General features: G+C 72.0%; 14 protein-coding genes. 7 read left to right on the top strand and 7 right to left on the bottom strand.

The window, feature by feature from the left end:
* Together LL648_RS33495 and LL648_RS33490 are read left to right on the top strand one after the other, a co-directional pair.
* Complete coding sequence (locus LL648_RS33495) at positions 1-4749, top strand: non-ribosomal peptide synthetase (RefSeq protein WP_232666822.1); 4749 nt, start codon at positions 1-3, stop codon at positions 4747-4749.
* Between the two features lie 15 nt (positions 4750-4764).
* Positions 4765-5013, top strand: a complete 249-nt coding sequence (locus LL648_RS33490) for a hypothetical protein (protein WP_232666821.1) — start codon at positions 4765-4767, stop codon at positions 5011-5013.
* 207 nt (positions 5014-5220) lie between these two features.
* On the opposite strand, the gene LL648_RS33485 is transcribed toward LL648_RS33490, so the two are convergent.
* Entirely contained in the window at positions 5221-5829 is a 609-nt protein-coding gene (locus LL648_RS33485; RefSeq protein WP_232666820.1) for a TetR/AcrR family transcriptional regulator, read from the bottom strand.
* Between the two features lie 52 nt (positions 5830-5881).
* Here LL648_RS33485 and LL648_RS33480 point away from each other — a divergent pair, with 52 nt between their 5' ends.
* Entirely contained in the window at positions 5882-7123 is a 1242-nt protein-coding gene (locus LL648_RS33480) for a macrolide family glycosyltransferase (RefSeq protein WP_232666819.1), read from the top strand.
* A 16-nt stretch (positions 7124-7139) separates the two neighbouring features.
* Entirely contained in the window at positions 7140-8051 is a 912-nt protein-coding gene (locus LL648_RS33475; protein ID WP_232666818.1) for an aminoglycoside phosphotransferase family protein, read from the top strand.
* On the opposite strand, the gene LL648_RS33470 is transcribed toward LL648_RS33475, so the two are convergent.
* A complete protein-coding gene (locus tag LL648_RS33470; RefSeq protein WP_232666817.1) occupies positions 8052-8702 on the bottom strand; it encodes a molybdopterin-dependent oxidoreductase in 651 nt (216 codons plus the stop codon).
* A 40-nt stretch (positions 8703-8742) separates the two neighbouring features.
* On the opposite strand from LL648_RS33470, the gene LL648_RS33465 reads away from it, so the two are divergent.
* The gene (locus LL648_RS33465; protein ID WP_232666816.1) at positions 8743-9342 is read left to right on the top strand and encodes a TetR/AcrR family transcriptional regulator; all 600 of its coding nucleotides are present in this window, start codon (positions 8743-8745) and stop codon (positions 9340-9342) included.
* Positions 9343-9424: 82 nt separating this feature from the next.
* Here the strand turns inward: LL648_RS33465 and LL648_RS33460 are convergent, their stop codons facing one another.
* From LL648_RS33460 to LL648_RS33445, 4 genes are all read right to left on the bottom strand, one after another.
* Entirely contained in the window at positions 9425-9631 is a 207-nt protein-coding gene (locus LL648_RS33460) for a hypothetical protein (RefSeq protein ID WP_232666815.1), read from the bottom strand.
* A 91-nt stretch (positions 9632-9722) separates the two neighbouring features.
* Complete coding sequence (locus tag LL648_RS33455) at positions 9723-12134, bottom strand: ATP-binding protein (RefSeq protein WP_232666814.1); 2412 nt, start codon at positions 12132-12134, stop codon at positions 9723-9725.
* Positions 12135-12224: 90 nt separating this feature from the next.
* Positions 12225-12500, bottom strand: a complete 276-nt coding sequence (locus tag LL648_RS33450; protein ID WP_232666813.1) for a hypothetical protein — start codon at positions 12498-12500, stop codon at positions 12225-12227.
* Between the two features lie 232 nt (positions 12501-12732).
* Positions 12733-13719, bottom strand: a complete 987-nt coding sequence (locus LL648_RS33445; protein WP_232666812.1) for a hypothetical protein — start codon at positions 13717-13719, stop codon at positions 12733-12735.
* A gap of 97 nt (positions 13720-13816) precedes the next feature.
* On the opposite strand from LL648_RS33445, the gene LL648_RS33440 reads away from it, so the two are divergent.
* Positions 13817-14200 carry a hypothetical protein gene (locus LL648_RS33440; protein WP_232666811.1) on the top strand — a complete coding sequence of 128 codons (384 nt, stop codon included), beginning with the start codon at positions 13817-13819 and terminating at the stop codon, positions 14198-14200.
* Between the two features lie 32 nt (positions 14201-14232).
* Positions 14233-14580, top strand: a complete 348-nt coding sequence (locus LL648_RS33435) for a hypothetical protein (protein WP_232666810.1) — start codon at positions 14233-14235, stop codon at positions 14578-14580.
* On the opposite strand, the gene LL648_RS33430 is transcribed toward LL648_RS33435, so the two are convergent.
* A complete protein-coding gene (locus LL648_RS33430) occupies positions 14549-15484 on the bottom strand; it encodes a LysR family transcriptional regulator (protein ID WP_232666809.1) in 936 nt (311 codons plus the stop codon). The two genes, LL648_RS33435 and LL648_RS33430, sit on opposite strands and share 32 nt — an antisense overlap.
* Positions 15485-15507: the final 23 nt, after the last annotated feature.

The following is a 15507-nucleotide window of genomic DNA, read 5'->3' as shown; positions in this document are numbered from 1 at the left end:
ATGACAGAGCTGTCGGCGGCGAAGCGCGCCGTGCTGGATCGCTGGAAGCGCGGCCAGGCGAAGCCACCGGCGGCCACGATCACCCGCCGGGAGGAGCGCGGCGAGGCGCCGCTGTCGTCGACGCAGGAGCGCGTCTGGTACCTCGACCAGCTCGTCCCCGGCTCGGCCGCCTACAACTTCTCGGTCGTGTTCCACCTGGACGGCCCGCTCGACGAGCCGGCGCTGCGGCGGGCGCTCACCGAGATCGTCCGGCGCCACGACAGCCTCCGCGCAACCTTCCCGAGCACGGACGGGCGCGCCAGGCAGCTCATCGCCGAGCCGTTCGAGCCCGAGTTCAGCGTCGAGGACCTGACCGGCGAGACGCCGGACCGGGTGCGGGAGCGGATGGCGGCGGAGGCCGGGCGGATCCTCTCCCTGGAGAAGGGTCCGCTGATCGCGGCGCTGCTGCTGCTCGCCCCCGACCGGCACGCCCTGCAGCTCACGCTGCACCACATCGCCTGCGACGGCTGGTCGCTCGGCGTGCTGAACCGCGAGCTGGTGACGCTCTACCGCGCGTACACGAACGGCGAGCCGAGCCCGTTGCCCGAGCTGCCGATCCAGTACGGCGACTTCGCGGCCTGGCAGCAGGAGCAGCGGGCGCAGGGTGCCTTCCGCGCCGATCTCGACTTCTGGACGCGGGAGCTGGCCGAGCTCCCCACGCTCGCGCTCCCGACCGACCACCCGCGTCCCGCCGTCCAGCGCTTCCAGGGCGCGCGCCTCGAACTGGAGCTGCCGCAAGCGGCCGGTGCGGCGATCCGGGACATCTGCAAGGCCGCCGATGTCACGCCGTACATGCTCTTCCTCGGCGCGTTCACGGCGCTGCTCTCGCGCTACAGCGGGCAGGACGACATCGCCGTCGGCTCCCCCATCGCCAACCGGACGCCCGTCGAGACCGAGGCGCTCATCGGCTACTTCTCGAACACGATCGTCCTGCGCACCGACCTGGCGGGCGATCCGTCGTTCCGCGACCTGCTCGGCCGCATCCGGCAGCGCACGCTCGCGGCCTACGCCCACCAGGGGGTGCCGTTCGAGGAGCTCGTGAACGAGCTGGCGCCCGAGCGGGACACCAGCCGCAACCCGCTCTTCCAGGTGATGATGGTCGTGCAGAACGCCCCGCTGGAGCGGGTGCCGTTCGCGGGCCTCGACACCAGGCTCGACGAGGTCCACACCGGCACGTCGAAGTTCGACCTCTGGCTGCAGTTCATGGCGGTCGACGACACCTGGACAGTGACGTTCGAGTACAACACCGACCTCTGGGACGCCCCGACGATCTCGCGCATGGCCGAGCACCTGACCAGGGTGCTCACGGCCGCCACGGCGGATCCCACGCTCGCAGTCTCGGAGATCCCGCTGCTCGGCGACGCCGAGCGCCACCAGGTGCTTGCCGGGTTCAACGACACCGCTGTCGACCTCGGCCCACAGCGCCTCCTGCACGAGCACATCGAGGAGCAGGCCGGGCGCACACCGGACAGCGTTGCGGTGGCCTTCGACGGCGCCGAGCAGACCTACCGCGAGCTGACCTACCGCGAGCTGGACGGGCGGGCCAACGCGCTGGCCCGCGAGCTGATCGAGGCGGGCGTCGGGCCGGACACGCTGGTCGGGGTGCACGCCGAGCGGTCGGCGGAGCTGGTCGTCGCGCTGCTCGCAGTGCTGAAGAGCGGCGGCGCCTACGTCCCGCTGGAGCCGTCCTACCCGGAGGACCGGCTCCGCCACATGATCCGTGACACCGCTCCGCAGGTGCTGCTCACCGATCGGGAGCTGCCGGCCAGGCTGGCCGACCTCGGGCCGCACGTTGTCCGGCTCGGGGGCCCGGCGACCTCGACCGCGGACTCCCCCGCTGTCCCGATGTCGACGGAGCAGCCGGCCTACGTCATCTACACCTCGGGCTCCACGGGGCTGCCGAAGGGCGCGATCAACAGCCACCGCGGCATCGGGAACCGGCTGCTCTGGATGCAGGACGCGTTCGGGTTGACGGCCGCCGACAAGGTGCTGCAGAAGACCCCGTTCAGCTTCGACGTCTCGGTGTGGGAGTTCTTCTGGCCGTTGATGACCGGCGCGACGCTGGTGGTCGCCAGGCCCGACGAGCACAAGGACCCGACCGCGCTGCTCGACACGATCCGGCGCGAGGGGATCACCACCGTCCACTTCGTGCCGTCGATGCTGCGGGTGGTGCTCGACCACCCGGCGCTGAGCGACTGCACGTCGCTCGTGCGGGTCGTCTGCAGCGGCGAGGCGCTGCCGGCGGAGTTCCGCGACCGCTTCTTCGAGCGCCTGCCCGGCGTCGAGCTGCACAACCTGTACGGGCCGACGGAAGCGGCCGTCGACGTGACCGCGTACCGGTGCCGGGAGCAGGACACCTCGCCGGTCGTGCCGATCGGCAAGCCGATCGCGAACACGGAGATCTACATCCTCGACCGCACCGGGCAGCCGGCGCCCATCGGGATCCCGGGCGAGCTGCACATCGGCGGTGTGAACGTCGGGCTCGGGTACCTGCGCCGGCCGGAGCTCGACGCCGAGCGGTTCGTCCCGGATCCGTTCGGCGCTCCCGGAGCGCGCATGTACCGGACGGGCGACCTGGCCCGCTGGCTGCCGAGCGGCGACGTCGAGTTCCTCGGCAGGCTCGACTCCCAGGTGAAGGTCCGCGGCATGCGGATCGAGCTCGGGGAGATCGAGTCGACGCTGCGGGCGCATCCCGGGGTGGCCGATGCCGCTGTGGTCGTGCGCTCCGAGGGCGACGATCGCAAGCAGCTCGTCGCGTACGCGGTGCCGGCCGGGGGCGACGCCGCCGCTGCACCGGCGCAGCCGACGTCCCGCAGGCAGGGGCTCTTCGACGAGTACATGAAGAAGTCGGCCACGGCGGTCGGCGGTCCTGAGCAGCTCACCACGCCGTCGGCGCGGGCGCTGGTCGGCGAGCTGCGCGAGCACCTGCACACGACGCTGCCGGACTTCATGATCCCGCACGCGTTCGTCGTGCTCGCCCGGCTGCCGGTCACGACCAGCGGCAAGCTGGACCGCCGCGCGCTGCCCGCACCCGTCCGGCTCTCCGGAGCCGAGGGCGAGCCGGCGGGCGAGGCTCCGAGCACCCCGACCGAACGGACCCTGGCCGCGATCTGGGCGGACGTCCTCGGGATCGAGCACGTTGCCGTCGACGGCAACTTCTTCGAGCTCGGCGGCGACTCGATCGACAGCATCCAGGTGGTCGCCCGGGCCACCGAGGCGGGCCTGCGGGTGACGCCGGCCGACATCGTGCGGCACCCGTCCGTCCGGCGGCTGGCCACGGCGATCGGCGAGGTGGCCGAGCCGGCCGCGGCGGCGCCATCGTCGAGCCTGCCGAGCGAGATCAACCGGCTCATCGCGCTGGGGCTCGACGTCGATGACGTCCACCCGCTCTCGCGATACCAGACGGAGATGCTGCGCCGGAAGCTGACGGACGGCCCGGCGTCGCTCTACGTGCAGAGCATCGAGACCAGGGTGCGCTCGACGACGGGCCGACCGATCGACCTCGACGCGCTGGAGGCCGCGTGGCGGGCGGTCGCCGACCGGCACTCGGTCCTGCGCAGCTCGTTCCGGTGGGCCGACGTCGACGAGCCGGAGCTGGTCGTCCACCGCTCGGCGGAGATCGTGGTCGAACGCCACGACCTGTCCGCGGTGGCGAAGGACGAGCGCGCGGCCGAGATCCACCGCTGGGTGGAGTCGGTGCGGGCGGGCGGCTTCGCGCTGGACCGCCCCGGGCACCTGCGGGTCGCGCTGTTCCCCGGCGAACGACCCGACGAGATCGGGATGGCCTTCCTCTACAACTACATGTTCTCCGACGGCTGGAGCCTGTCGTTCGTGCTGGCCGACCTGCTGGTGCTGCTCGGCGACCCGGACGCGGAGCTGGCACCCGTTGTGCCCTACCGGCACTACATCGATCACCAGCGCGCGCGGGACGACGGCGCGGTGGCGGCGTTCTGGCGCCGCAGCATGGCGGCGTTCGAGGTGACGCCGCTGGTCGCGACGCTGGGCGGCACGCCGAGAACGCCAGTCGAGGGTGGCCGGTACCTGCGCTCGGACGCGTCGGTCTCGGCCGAGGCCACCGGCGCGCTGCGCGAGCTCGCCCGCGGCGCCGGCCTCACCCTGAGCAACGTCGTGCTCGCCGCGTGGGCGCTGGTACTGGCCCGTTGGACAGGGCGGTCGCGGGTGTCGTTCGGGAACATGATGACGGGCCGCTCGGCCGACGTCGCAGGCTACGAGCGCATGGTCGGGATCTTCACCAGCGTGCTGCCGATGCAGCTCGACGTCCCGCCTTCGCTGACGTTCCTGCAGTGGGTGGAGCAGGCCCAACGGCTCCAGCTCGACCTCGACGCGCACCACCACGTCGCGCTGGAGGAGATCCGCGGCTGGGCGGGCCGGCCCGCAGGCTCCGACCTGTACGAATCGTGCTTCGTCTTCCTGAACTTCCCGTTCAGCAGCGACGGCGAGGAGGCCAGGCGGCGGACGGAGCTGCGGATCGTCGAGGGTCAGACCCAGACCGAGCACCCGCTGCGCGTCGCCGTCTTCGCCTTCGGGGAGGCGCTGGACCTGCAGTTCTTCCACTACGAAAAACAGCTGCCGGCGTCGGCCGTCGAGGAGGTCAAGGCCGCGCTCTGCGAGCTGCTGGAACGGCTGGCCGGTTGCGCGTCGGAGCCGGTGGGCGAACTGCTCGCGACCGTCCGAAGGGACGTGAGCTGACGCATACTCACCCCCGTGGCGACGACATGGGTGGCCGATGTCGGCCCCGAGAACGCGCACTGGCTCGCAACCGAGAGCCGCACGGCCCGGCTCGCCCGCGAGTACCGCCCGATGGACATCGGCGACGGCCGGATCTCCCTCAGCGCCCTGGCCCTCGGCGCCTCCCGCGAGCTGGGTGAGGAGGAGGACGGCTACATCACCGACGACGGCGAAGGCCTGCGGATCTGGATCGGCGACGACGCGTACGAGCTGGAGCTCGTGTAGAGGCGGGACGCCGCGGTTGGAAATGGTCTGCGCAGTGATCTGCGCGGTCACGCCCGATCACACGCAACCCGGGGCCGGGGGTGGCCAGGGGTGCCAGGAAGCCACTTTCCTGTCCTGTGGTGCCAGGAAAGTGGCTTTCCTGGCAACGTGTGCGTCCCGCACCCATCCCGCGCATGCCCGGGGCGTGCGGGAGGGAGACCGGCTCACCTACTCGCCCGGCGCCCCGTCCAGCCCGATCCGGATCCCGCGCCGCAGGGCGTCCCAGAACTCCTGCTCCGTCTTCCCCAGCCGCATGCTCATCAACGCGGCGCCCTGCGCCGCCCCGGAGAACGCGCCGACGACGGCGGCCGCGCTGATCTCGTCCAGCTCGCCGGGATAGACCTTCGCCAGCGCGAGCGCCATCTCGTGCTGGATCTCGACGTTGCGGTTCAGCGCGCGGGCGAGCAGCTCGGGCACGCTCATGATGAGCCTGCTGTAGGTCGCCATCAGCTCCGGGTTGCTCGCGGCGCTGCCTTCGCGGAACTCGGCGAGCAACGCGTCGTACACCCGCATCAGCAGGTCCGCGACGCTCTCGCCCTCGCGGCGGTCGGCGATGACGTCGAGCGGGGTCGTCTCGCCGCCGGCGGTGGCCCCGAACAGGACGTCCTCCTTGCTCGGGAAGTAGTTGAAGAACGTCTTGGTGGAGACGTCGGCGGCTTCGGCGATCTGGGCGACCGTCGTCCCGTCGTAGCCGTGCTCGCCGAACAGCCGCAACGCGCACTCCACGAGCAGCTCCCTGGTCTGCCGCTTCTTGCGCTCACGTCGGGTCTCCACCACATGGCCGAGCTTACATCAAGCGAATTCTTACATCGAGTGTAAGCTCGGCTGCATGAGTCGGATCGTCATGGCGGGGATGCCGGCCGCCGGCCACCTGAATCCCAGCCTTCCGCTGGTCAGCGAGCTCGTGCGGCGCGGCGACGAGGTCACCTATTACTCCGGGGTGGAGTTCCGCGAGCCGATCGAGCGCACCGGCGCGCGCTTCCGCGCCTACCCGGAGGGCACGATCTCGTCGCGAGCCATCGCCGAGGCGACACGGGTCAGCAGCGTCGAGGTCGTCCACCGGATCCTCGACGCGACCCGCACCCTGCTGCCGTTCCTGCTGGACGACCAGCGCGCCGAGCCGCCCGCGGCCGTCATGTTCGACTCCAACGCGATCTGGGGCCGCATGGCCGCCGCCGAGCTCGACCGGCCGGGGATCTCGTTCATGACGACGTTCCTGCTCGGCAACACCGAGCTCAAGGCCTTGACCGCGCGGGAATGGCTGACGTTCGCGCGCTCCACGCTGGCGGGTGTGCCTGCAGTGGTGGCGGCGAAGCGGCGGGTGGTGCGGCAGTTCGGCAAGAAGCTGTACCCGCCGGCCCCGACGCTGCCGATGCGCGGCGACCTGACGATCTTCCCCGTCCCGCGCTGGATCCAGTCGCCCGACCCGCGCCTCGACGAACGCTGCCACTTCGTCGGGCCGACCATCGACACGGCGCTCCACGACGACCGGCTCGACGGCGAGCTCGCAGCGCACATCACCGGGCCGGACCCGGTGGTGCTGGTGTCGCTCGGCACGCTGCACTCCGGCAGCACCGACTTCTTCCGCACCTGTTTCGACGTGCTCGGCGACCTGGAGGCGCGAGTGCTGCTCGCCGTCGGATCGCACGTCGACCTCGCGCGGCTCGGCACGCCGCCGGCGAACACCATGGCGCGCCCGTCCGTTCCGCAGGTCGCGGTGTTGCCGCACACGTCGGTCTTCGTCACGCACGGCGGCATGAACAGCGCGATGGAAGGGTTGGCGAACGGCGTGCCGCTGGTGGTCGTCCCGCAGCAGGTCGAGCAGCTGGTCATCGGGCTGCGGGTACAGGAACGGCGGGCCGGCATCGTCCTGCGGCACAACCTCTCGCAGCGGCCGGTGCCGCCCGCCGGGCTGCGGGCCGCCGTGCAGCAGGCGCTCACCGACCCGGAGCTGACGGCGTCGGCGCAGGGGCTGGCGAGAACCCTCACCGAAGGCGGCGGCGCCATCGAAGGCGCCGACGCGATCCACGGGCTGCTGAAGGAAATCGGTTGCCGGCACCAGCCCGGGTGAAGCCACAATCCGTGCCGTGGGAGTAGATCTTCATGCGGACGGCCGGGCCGGCATCGACGCGGGCCTGGTCCGCAGGTTGATCGCCGAGCAGTTCCCGCACTGGAGCGAGCTCCCGATCACCCCGGTCGCCGTCGACGGCTGGGACAACCGCACCTACCGGCTCGGCGACGAGCTGACGGTGCGGCTGCCCACCTACGCTGCGTACGCGGAGGCCGTCGCCAAGGAGGACCACTGGTTGCCGCTGCTCGCGCCGGCGCTGCCGGTGCCGATCCCCGAACCGGTCGGGTTCGGCGCACCGGGCCACGACTACCCGCACCACTGGTCCGTCCGGCGGTGGATCGACGGCGAGACCGCCGGCCCCACCACCGTCACCGACATGACGCGGTTCGCGCGGGAGATCGCCGGGTTCATCACGGCGCTGCAGGCGATCGACCCGACCGGCGGCCCGACGCCGGGCCAGCACTGCTTCCACCGAGGCGGCCCGCCCGCGTTCTACGACGGGCAGACCCGCACCGCGCTGGCCGCGCTGCGAGGCCGGATCGACACCGAGCGGGCGCAGGAGGTCTGGGAGGCCGCGCTGGCCGCACCGATCGACGCGCCACCGGTGTGGTTCCACGGCGACATCGCGAGCGGGAACCTACTGGTCAGGGACGGACGGTTAGCTGCGGTCATCGACTTCGGCACGTCCGGCGTCGGCGACCCCGCCTGCGACCTCGTGATCTCCTGGACGATGTTCGCCGGCGAGAGCCGCCGGGCCTTCCGCGATGCCGTCCGGCACGACGACGGCCAGTGGGCGCGAGCGCGCGGATGGGCCATCTGGAAGGCGCTCATAGTGCTGGCGGACACGATCGACTCCGACGCCACGACGGCGGCGACGAGCCGCGCGGTCATCGACGAGGTGATCGCCGACCACCTCGCTGCGCGCTGATCATCCGTCGTACCGCTGCCGGACGGCAGGCAGGAGCGGACGCCAGAGCCTGCGCCACGCCCATCCCGGGAGGTAGCGACTGCGCTCCTCGTGGGCGACCCGCCCGCGCGGGTGGGCCTTCCACCGTGCGGAGCCGGGGTCGTACGTGCGGCGGTACTCGATCGCGCAGAGGTGCTTGACGCTCTTGTAGCCGTAGTGGCCGGGCGCGACCAGCCGCAGGGGCGCGCCGTGCTCGGCCCCGAGCCGACGGCCGTCGAGGCTGTCGGCGAGCAGCACGTCGTCGGCGAGCGCGTCGTCGAGCCGCAGGCAGGCGCGGTACCCGTCCAGCCCGGCGAACGTGACCCACCTGGCCGCGCCCGCCACGCCGACCTGCCCGGCCACGCGCTCGTGCACGTCCCGGAAGCGCATCCCCGACCAGCGCAGATCGCGGGCGCTCCAGGTCGTCACGCAGTGCAGGTCGCTGCACTGCTCCTGACGCGCCGCCAGGTCGAGCAGGTCGGCCACAGCGACCTGGGTGGGACGCCGGACCGCCCCCGTGACCGTCACGGTCGGCCGCGCGCCGACCAGCGGGCGGATCCGCGCGAACTCGGGGAGCCCGAAGCGACGCAGCTCGGCGGGTACCTGACCTGGCGGGAGCACGGCCACCTCCATCTAGAATCCTCGCTCTAAAATGAGCATTCTAGAATGGTTCGTGGCCCGACGACAGCTGCACAGCGACGACGCCATCCTCGATGCCGCCCGGGACCTGCTCGCGAGCGGCGGATCGCGCGCGGCCACGACCGCCGCGATCAGCGACGCGAGCGGTGCCCCCGTCGGGTCGCTCTACCACCGCTACGGATCACGCGGGCAGCTGTTCGCGCAGGTGTGGCTGCGTACGGTCCGGCGGTTCCAGGACGGCCTGCTGGCCGCGGCGGGCCGCGGCGAGCCGGTGGAGCGGGCCGTCGCCGCGGCCGCCTGGACCGTCGAGTTCGCCGCACGGCACCCCCAAGACGCGCGGCTGCTGCTGCGAGCCGGCCGTGACGAGCTGCCCGACCCGGTCCGCAGCGAGCTCGCGACGCTGAACCAGCCGGTGGCCGACCTGCTGCACCGGCTCGCCACCGACGTGTTCGGCTCGTCGACCCCCGACCGCATCGAGCTGATGACCGTCGCCGTGGTCGACATGCCTTACGCCTTCGCCCGCCGCCACCTGGCCGCGGGTACTCCGCTCGAGCCGCACCGCGCGGTCCTCGAACGCGCGGTGCGGGCCCTGCTGCACCAGGGCACGGGTGAGTCGACACCTCCAGCACGGTGAGTCGACACCTCCAGCACGGTGAGTCGACACCTCCAGCACGGCGAGTCGACACCTCCAGCACGGCGAGTCGCCGCTCAGGGCGTCAGGTCACCCTGGTGCCGTCGGTGCCGATGCCCGCCTCGCGGTCGTCGGGGCTGACCCCCGTGACACGCGTGCCGGCGACGCTGGTCACGCGCGTGCCGTCGGTCCCGGCGTCCGGCGCGCCCGCGATCGCCACGAGCGCGCCTGTGGCGAGCCCGCCGCCGACCACGAGCGCCATGGCCGCGATCCGGATCGATGTCCTGTTCATACGTCCTCCCCGACGTGTCTCCGAGCAGAGCTACCAGGACACCGGATCCCGCTGACATCTCGGTAACCCGCTGCTCACTCCGGCCCGATGATCACTGCTCGGCGAGGCGCTCCGCGGCGGGGACCCATCGCGCGATGTCGCCGCGGGACCGGACCAGCAGCTTCCGCCGCACGTGTTCCAGGTGCTTCTCGACGGTGCGCACCGAGCAGATCCGCCGGCGGGCGATCTGCTGGTCGGTCAGCCCGCTCGCGGCGAGCACGGCGATCTCCTTCTCGGTCCCGGTGAGCTGATTCCAGCCCGAAACCACAGCTCCGACCGGCGCGAGGACGGCCGGGGCCGGCTCGGCACCGCCGAAGGCGAGCGTCACGATCTGCTCGTAGCGCAGGCCGTGGCCTTCGGCGTAGGCGGCGGTGAAGGAGTCGGACCCGAGCACGGACGTCGCCACCGCCTCGGCGCGTGCGTTCGCGCTCTCGAAGGGCACCAGCCCGCGGATCGACACGCCGTACCGCTCGCGGAGGCGGCTCGCCCCGCCGAGGATGCGGGCGACGCGCTCGGCGTCGCACGGGTCGCCGGTGCCGCTGACCAGCTCCGCCGTCGCCCACGCCGCCATGTGGGTGCCGTACATCGTGCCCCAGTGGTCGCCCATGAAGCGTTGCGGCCGTTCCGCTCTCAGCGCGGCGTGCGGGTCGGCGTTCCAGATGTGCGCGATCCCCTGCACCAGCCCCGCCCACGAGATCGCCCACTTGGCGTCCGCCTCGACGGCATCGGCGACACAGCGACCGGTGATCGCGAGTGCGGCCGCGCGGTCGGCGTACCAGGCCGACGCCATCGCCGAGAACAGCAGCGCCATGTGCCGCTCGCCGGCGTACTCGGCGCCCGCCTCCTCGAAGGCCGCGCTCGCCCGCTCGAGCATCGCGGCCGATCGCGGGTCGCCCTCGGAGTAGAACGCGTGCAGCCCTTCGAGCAGCATCCGTGCAGGTGACGTCTCGGCGACCTCGGCCCGGCACCGAGCGAGCATCGTGTTGGCGACGTCGAGGCTGCCCTGGCAGAGCGCCGTGATCCCGGCCTGCGCCATCGCCATCGCCCTGATCTCGGACGGTCCGCCGGCCGCGGTCGCCGTGAGGCCCGTCTGCAACCACCCGAGCATCTCGCCGGAGTTGCCCTGGAAGAACTGCAGTCGCAGGCGGGCCAGCTGCACGGCCAGCTCGAGCCCGCTGCTGCTCTCGCCGCGGGTGGTGTGGCTCCACGCCCACGCGGCGCGCAGGTTGGGCAGCTCGGTCCGCGCCCACTCGAGCCAGTCCAGCTCGTCCTTGCCGAACCAGCCCTGCGCTGCCTCCGCCGCTACCGCGAGGTGGTGGTCGCGGTGACGGCGCCGGACGTCGTCGAAGCCCGCGCCGTCGGGTACGCGGGTGCGCCCGTACTGCCGCAGCGTCTCCAGCAGCCGGTACCGCGTGCGCTGACCGGTCGTGTCGGCGGTGACGACCGACTTGCCCACGAGGCTCGTGAGCAGGCGCAACACGTCCTCGCGACGGATGGTGTCGCCCGTGCAGACCGCCTCGGCGGCCGCGAGACCCCAACCGTCCTCGAACACGGACAGGCGCGACCACATCGTGCGCTCCGCGTCCGTGCAGAGCTCGTAGCTCCAGTCCATCGTCGCGCGCAGGCTGTGGTGCATCGGGTGCGTGCCGTGCCGCGGGCCGCCGCTCAGCAGCTCGAAGCGTTCCTCGCCCGATCCGTCGCGCAGGCGCCGGACGATCTCGGTGACGGACTGGCTGCGCAGCCCGGCGGCGGCGAGCTCGATCGCGAGCGGGACCCCGTCGAGCAGCCGGCAGAGCTCCGCGGCAACTGTCCCGTCCGGTCCGGTGCCGACGTGGACCGCGACCCCGACTGCGGCGGCGCGCTCGAGCAGGAGGTCCATCGCCTCGTTCGGCTGCTCGGGCGTTGCGGTGGTCTCGGCATCGACGTCGGGTGGGGTGGTCAGCGGCGGCACCACGAGCAGCTGCTCACCCGCGCACGCCAGTGGGTGGCGGCTCGTCGCCACGATCCGGACGCGCGGCGCGGCGACGAGCATGGCGCTGACCAGCGCGCCGACCTGCTCGATCACGTGCTCGCAGTTGTCCAGCACGAGCAACAGCCCGATCCGGCCGCCGGGATGGGCGCCGGCCAGCTCGTCGACGTTGTCGAGCAGCACGTCCCACATCGACCGCTCGGTGATCACTTCGGCACCGAGGCTCTCGGCGACGGTCCGTTCGACGGACGTCTGATCGGCCGCCCGGTCGAGGCTCGTCAAGCTCACCCACCGCACCTCTGCGCTCGGGTCGGTCTGCCGCAGCGCCCGCACGAGCCGCTGCGCGAGGCGGGTCTTGCCGACACCGCCCGGACCGACCAACGTCAACGGGTTGGCGGTCTCGATGAGCGCGAGCGCGCGCCTGATCTGCGCCTCGCGTCCGACGAACGACGTCAGCTCGGCGGGGACCATGCCGGCCCGCGACCCGCTCCGCATTCCCCCGCCGGCACCTTTCGTCTTGCTCACAGTTCTGCCCCCCGGCTGAGGATAGCGCCGCCGTCCGCGCAGGTCGCAGCGCCGGAGGTGTCAGCGACAGGACAGGACGACTTCAGCGGCGACCGATTTCATGCGATCCGCCCGGCACATCCCGATACCGGACGAACACTCGCGAAAGGCCATTTGATGACGAACGCCGCGGAACCGGCCGTGCGGCTCGATTCGGTCCGCAAGGTGCACTGCGCGGCCGGGCTCGACCGGCCGACGTCGGGCTCGGTCGTGCCCGACGACTCGGAGCTCGTCGATCTCGAAGAGACCCGCTTGGTTCATCGGAATCGTCATCGGCTCGCTCGTCGCGCCGCTCACGCTGATCCCGTTCAGCCTCGCCAGAGCGGGCACCGTCACACCCGCCGGCTCGCCGTGGATCTATCTGGCGCTCGTCACCTTCGCGGCGGCGATCGCGATCGGCGGCACCCTGCTGCCGGCCTGGCTGGCGCTGCGCCGCCCACCCCTCGAGGCCCAGTAACCGTCGACAACGACGGTTTGGCTGTTGTGAGCGCTAACAAACAGCCAGAACGTCGTTGTCGACGGGCAGGGGTCAGGAGGGCTGGGGCAGCCGTGGCCCGATCTTCTCGATGAGCTCCGTCGTGGCCTGACACCCGCTCGCCTGGTTGCGCCCGGTGCCGGTGAAGACGCGCACCAACAGCGACTCCGTCCGCTCCCAACCATCCGCGCTGGAGTAGTCCCGCTGGATGACCCGCATCGAGCAGTCGTTGACCGCCCCCTCGTCGAGCTTGATCACCGTCCGGCCGGCGATCGACTGCGTCGGGTCCCCTTCGCGCGATCCCGAGAACTGGACCTCGAGATACACCCAGGGCCCGGTCGTGCTGGGAGCGCCGAACGTGCACGCCCATCCGCCGTAACCGGGTTCGATCTTGCTGAGGTCCAGGCCCGGCACGGTGCTGTCGCCCCGCTCGACCAGCGTGCACACGTCGACGTCGAGCAGCGAGTTCGGCGCCGGCTTGATCTCGCGCTTGCCGACCTGCCCCGCGGCGAGCTTCGGCACCGCGCTGTCGACGACGTCGTCGGCGAACCCGCAGATGTTGGTCGTCGCGGAGACCGCGGCCCGGGCGGTCACCTGCACCCGAGAGCCGTCGGGGGTCTTGATGGTGTGCCCGCAGACGTACGACGTGGTCCACACCCGTCGCAGGACGGTCAGGTCGCCGACGGTCGTGAGTTCGCCGGCACCCGTGAACGCCGTCGGGGTCGCGAACGCGACCTCGACCTCCACGAGCGAGCCGCCACCGACGTCGATCTGGGCGGTGCAGCCCGACGCGGGACCGATGTCCGGGTACAGGACGACCTGGCCGAACTGCTGCAGCTCGCCCGTGTCGATCAACGAGCACGGATCGGCCGCACGCAGGTCGCCGAACGGGCCCGGGGCCGCGGCAGGGCGGCCGATCACGCCTCTGGCCGTCACCGCCACGATCGTGATCGCCGAGCCCGCGAAGAGCGCAATCACGATCAGGATCACCCACGGCCACACCGACCGGCGGCGCGGCGGCGGCGGCGGCGCATACGGCATCGGGTACACGCTGAATTCGTACCCCATCCCCGCGGGACCCGTCCCGGAGGCCACGGCCGGGTGGTCTTCGCCGCCGGCAAGCCGTACTTGATCTACCGTGGCCCGCGAGGAGGACGACATGCACCTCGCCACGTTCACAATGGCAGCCGGATGGGCGCTGAGCGCCGTACTCGTCGCAGGTCAGGCGCCCGCGCCCAGCGCGGACCTCGGTTCCTGCACCGATGGCACCTGCACCGTGACCGTCTCCGCACCGACCGACATCCCGCTCGACACCACCGGCGCGTCCGTCCTCTCGGTCACCGCCGTGGACAGCCAGCTCGTCCGGATGGTCCTGCGCTCGACCGACGGCGTCAGCATGTTCATCACCAGCGAAGGCGGCCGGATCGAGGCCGGATCGCTGGAACGCGTCGTGCGGATCCGCGTGCTCTCGCTCTCGGACGGGAGCGCGGTGCTCGACATCGCCACACAACCGCGCACCTGAGGCCCTGACTGGGCAACCGGCATGATTCGCGGGTGAGCGACTCCTTCGATCTCGACGGGCGCCGGTTCGGCATGGTGTCCTCGACCTCCAGCACCGTCGACCCGGACTCGCCCACGGTGTTCGACTACCACGAGCGCGACGGCATGGTGTGGGGCGAGTACGAGGGCGACACGGTCCGCATCGGCCGGTTCGTCGGGAGCCGCGAGGGCGAGCGGCTCTCGGTCCGCTTCACGCACGTCGTCGACGCGACCGGCGAGGTCGTCGGCGGTGCGGCGGAGAGCCGGATCGAACGTCACGACGGCGGGCTGCGGCTCGTCGAGACCTTCCACACCGCCGACGGTGAGCAGGTCAGCGTGTGTGCGGAGCTGCCCGCGCAGTAGTCCTTGCATGCTGGGCCGCGGCCGTGTGCAGCGCGGCGACCGTCGCCCGGATCGCCGGCCGGCTCTGCACGTTCCCCCTGGTCAGGATGTGCACCTCACGCCCGAACGCAGGGCGCAGCGGCAGCATCCGGACCCCGTCGGGCACCGGTCCGAGCCCGAGCGTCGGGATGATCGCGATCCCGAGGCCGGCCGCGACGAGCGCGAGCTGCGTCTCGTGCTCACGCGCGGCGTGGGTGACGTCGAGGTCGCCGCCGTGCGTGCGCAGCGTGTGCGCGAGCCAGTCGCGGCAGATCGAGCCCCGCTGCCAGGTGATCCAGGCCTCGGCGCGCAACGTGGCGACGTCGACGAACTCGTTCGCGGCAAGCCGGTGGTCGGCGGGCACCGCGAGCATCGCGGGGTCGTGCAGCAGCGGGGTCGGCACCAGGCCCGACGGCACGGCGAGCGGGGCGTTGGACCAGTCGAGCGCGACGACCAGGTCGAGATCGCCGCGCACGACGAGCGGCACCGACTCGTCGGGCTCCATCTCGACCAGTTCCAGCCGCAGCCGGGGATGCTCGGCACGCAGCGCGACGAACGCCGGCGGCACCAGCCCGCGCGCCGCCGTCGCGAACGCACCGATGGTGAGGCGGCCCTCGACGGACCCGCGGCGGGCTTGCAGGTCGGCCTCCGCGCGCTCGACGACGGCGAGGATCTCGGCGGCGTGGTCGACCATCCGCAGCGCGAAGTCGGTCAGCACAACGCCGCGGCCACGCTTGTCGAGCAGCGGCTGACCGACCTCCCGCTCCAGCTTCGCGACCTGCTGCGACACCGCCGACGTCGTCAGGTGCAGCACGTCGGCCGCGGCCGTCACCGAGCCGTAGGCGGAGATGGCGTGCAGCGTGCGCAGCCGGTCGAGGTTCAACACCGTAGTGATGCTACGAGATCAGG

Origin of the sequence: Pseudonocardia sp. TRM90224 (assembly GCF_021245725.1) — a bacterium.
GTDB lineage: Bacteria > Actinomycetota > Actinomycetes > Mycobacteriales > Pseudonocardiaceae > Pseudonocardia.
This window is presented reverse-complemented; position numbering and strand designations above follow the sequence as displayed.